This window comes from uncultured Caballeronia sp. (genome assembly GCF_964243625.1).
In the GTDB taxonomy this organism is placed as follows: domain Bacteria; phylum Pseudomonadota; class Gammaproteobacteria; order Burkholderiales; family Burkholderiaceae; genus Caballeronia.
On record NZ_CAXTGZ010000744.1, the window covers coordinates 1 to 2,740 of the forward strand.

The following is a 2,740-nucleotide window of genomic DNA, read 5'->3' on the forward strand; positions in this document are numbered from 1 at the left end:
GCTGATATCGCTCGTTACGGTGACGTTATGTCTCGCCGCCATCACGCGATGACGCACATAAAAAAGCCCGGCATATGGATGCCGGGCAAGCCTCATCGGAGCGAGGTATGAGAAGAATGTGCTGGAAGCGTGTTGGCTTATTGCGCGCTGATACGCGCGCTGTTCGCCTGCATCACAGAAGCTGTACGCGATGCATCCAGCGCCTTCGCCGTTTGATACGGCAGCAATTGCGGATAACTTTCCGAATGAATCGTCTCGAGTTGGCCGCTGTTTCTTGCCGCGATGAGTTCAGCCTTCACCTCGGCACGCGTTCTTGGCGCGACGTTCGAAGATTGAGCAAAGACGCTGGCTGAAGAAGCCAGCGCACCAATTAGCAAACTGCCGATAAGCGCGCGTTTCATGTGAACCTCTGATTTGGATGACGGCACGTCTTGCGCCATCGATATGAATCAGTCTATTCACATAGCTATCGGCGACCAATGTCGATTGAGAAAACATATTGTTGTAGTTTTCGCATGAATGGCGGCCGGTGGGGCGCTGAACGTTTCATCGTTGCGGGTTCGGTAAGAACCCGTTTCCGAGTTCGGTATTTTTCCGCTGTCACTTCGCCTTTATCCTTTTGCTGGGATCCGGCCCTTTGCCGCCAAACATCTGGCGGTTTAGTGCGAATTATTAAACATCCACAAAGTTGTCCACAGATTCTGTGGACAACTTTGTGGAAATCATCTCAAAAACGCGCTGAAAGGGGCATGTCAGGCGGCTTTCGCTTGGATTGCCCAATGCAAGGCCAAAGTGCTCGCTGATTACGCTTCTCGATCCCGCCGGTGCACATCGAGTCGCATAACCTGATGGCCGTATCCGCGCCTATGATATTGCGACGATGCGGTGCAAAGCCGCGCGTTTAGTACTTCATTTCATAACGCGATCAACTCAGTCGGAGGGAATAACCATGGCCTTTAGGATTGCGGTTGTTGTTGGCAGCATCCGGCGTGATTCGTTCAACAAGCAACTCGCGCACGCGCTCATATCCCTGGCGCCGCAGGATTTCTCGTTCGAGTTTCTCGATATCGCCAGCCTGCCGCTTTATAGCCAGGACTACGACGCCGATTTTCCCGAAGCCGCGCGAACGCTCAAGCAGAAGATATCGGAGGCGGATGGCTTGCTGTTCGTCACGCCCGAGTACAATCGCTCGATTCCCGGCGTGCTCAAGAATGCGCTCGACTGGGGTTCGCGGCCGTGGGGGCAAAGCGCGTGGGCCAACAAGCCGGGCGCGTTGATCGGGACATCGGTGGGGGCAATAGGCACCGCGCTCGCGCAGGCGCATCTGCGCAACGTGCTTGCGTATCTAGACGTGCCGCTGATGGGCCAGCCGGAAATGTTCATCAAGCACGACGAAAGTCGTATCGATGCAGCCGGCAAGATCGTCAACGACGACACCCGCAAGTTCCTGCAGGCTTTCGTCGATAAATACGTGGCCTGGGTCAAACGGCTTTCGGCGGCTTGAGGCCCATAAAAACGGCCCGCCGAAGCGGGCCGTCAGCAGCCGAGGCAATCAACGGATTACAAGTGATGATGTCCCGTCACGCGGTCCCAGCCGTGACGCACTGCGAGCTTGAAGCGCTCCCACGTATCTTCACCATGCGGATTACGGTTTTGCCAGTCGCGCTGCAATTCGGTTTCCATCGAATCATCCCAGCTTCGGCCGCGATAACGATCATCGTTGCCTAATGTTGCGCCGTAACGATACGCATCTTCGTATTCCTCGTAGCGTGCGCCGGTGGCCGCGTAACGCGATTCATAGTCGGTGCGGAAGTCGTCCTCGTACTCCATGTATTCGTCGGGCATGGAGTTGCGCGACAGCGGCAGGTCGGGCCGGAGCGGATCCGCAGCGGATTGGCTAAGCGACCCAGCAACGGGCGTAGCCAAGCTGGCACGTTGCGAAGACGTTTCGGTTTCATCGAGCGGATCAACCGGTGTAACGGGGCGCCAGCCCTGCGTCGTTTCGTGGGCTTCATCTTTTGCCGGCCATACCGAGCCGCTGGTCATCGGATCTCCCCCAGTCGCGCGGTACGTAGAATCGCTGCTGCCGGCGAACGGGTCGCGTGCAACCGGGCTGATCGGATCAAGCGAATCCACGGCTGCCGGCTCGCTCAGGTTGCCACGCGGATAGGCGCGGGCACGGGTATCGGCACGGGCTGTTGCGAGCGGATCGGCCGCCGGATTGACGGGAGCGCGTCCCGGCACGGCACTGCCCGAACCCAAGCCGAGTTCATCGAGCAACGAATGATCGCGGTCATCGGGAGCGGCAACAGTGCCGAAGCCCGCGCCTGGATGATTCAATGCGCCCCAGCTTGCGGCGCGTTCATCGATGTCAATTGCCCCTTGCTCGGCGAGCGTATGACGGGCTGCATCGGCGCGCTCTTCCGACGGCGTGTCGACCGCCACCAGAATTCCACCACGCCGCACGGCTTCCGAATAATGTGCGACTTCAGGCGGCTGATCGCGACCGCCGAACAGCATCGAAAAGAACCGTTCGATGTTTGCCAGCACGCCGCCCGTTTCCGGCGGCTGCATTGCGCTGGTCGTCGGTTCGAGCGCGGGATCGGCCAGCGAAGACGGCTCCGGCGCGGCCTGGAGTTCAATGTCAGCGTGGGCGAAGCCCGAGGCCACCAGCGCGCTGCGAATCGAGCGGATCGCGTCGGCCACGAGGACCGGCACACGGGCCATGGTCACGCGGACC

Annotated in this window: 3 protein-coding genes; 1 reads left to right on the forward strand and 2 read right to left on the reverse strand. The window is 59.2% G+C overall.

Going from position 1 to position 2,740, the window contains the following annotated elements:
* Window positions 1-137: 137 nt before the first annotated feature.
* Window positions 138-401 carry a DUF4148 domain-containing protein gene (locus ACFFAR_RS30260; protein WP_069638398.1) on the reverse strand — a complete coding sequence of 88 codons (264 nt, stop codon included), beginning with the start codon at window positions 399-401 and terminating at the stop codon, window positions 138-140.
* A 548-nt stretch (window positions 402-949) separates the two neighbouring features.
* Here ACFFAR_RS30260 and ACFFAR_RS30265 point away from each other — a divergent pair.
* Window positions 950-1,504, forward strand: a complete 555-nt coding sequence (locus ACFFAR_RS30265; RefSeq protein WP_174364981.1) for an NAD(P)H-dependent oxidoreductase — start codon at window positions 950-952, stop codon at window positions 1,502-1,504.
* A gap of 56 nt (window positions 1,505-1,560) precedes the next feature.
* Here the strand turns inward: ACFFAR_RS30265 and ACFFAR_RS30270 are convergent.
* Window positions 1,561-2,740, reverse strand: a 1,180-nt coding sequence (locus ACFFAR_RS30270) for a hypothetical protein (RefSeq protein WP_375509120.1), incomplete at its 5' end; no start/stop codon positions are given.

Excerpts from the sequence above, each read along its gene's own strand:
- ACFFAR_RS30260 (WP_069638398.1), bottom strand. The coding sequence starts at position 401 with ATGAAACGCGCGCTTATCGGCAGTTTGCTAATTGGTGCGCTGGCTTCT.
- ACFFAR_RS30265 (WP_174364981.1), top strand. The coding sequence starts at position 950 with ATGGCCTTTAGGATTGCGGTTGTTGTTGGCAGCATCCGGCGTGATTCG.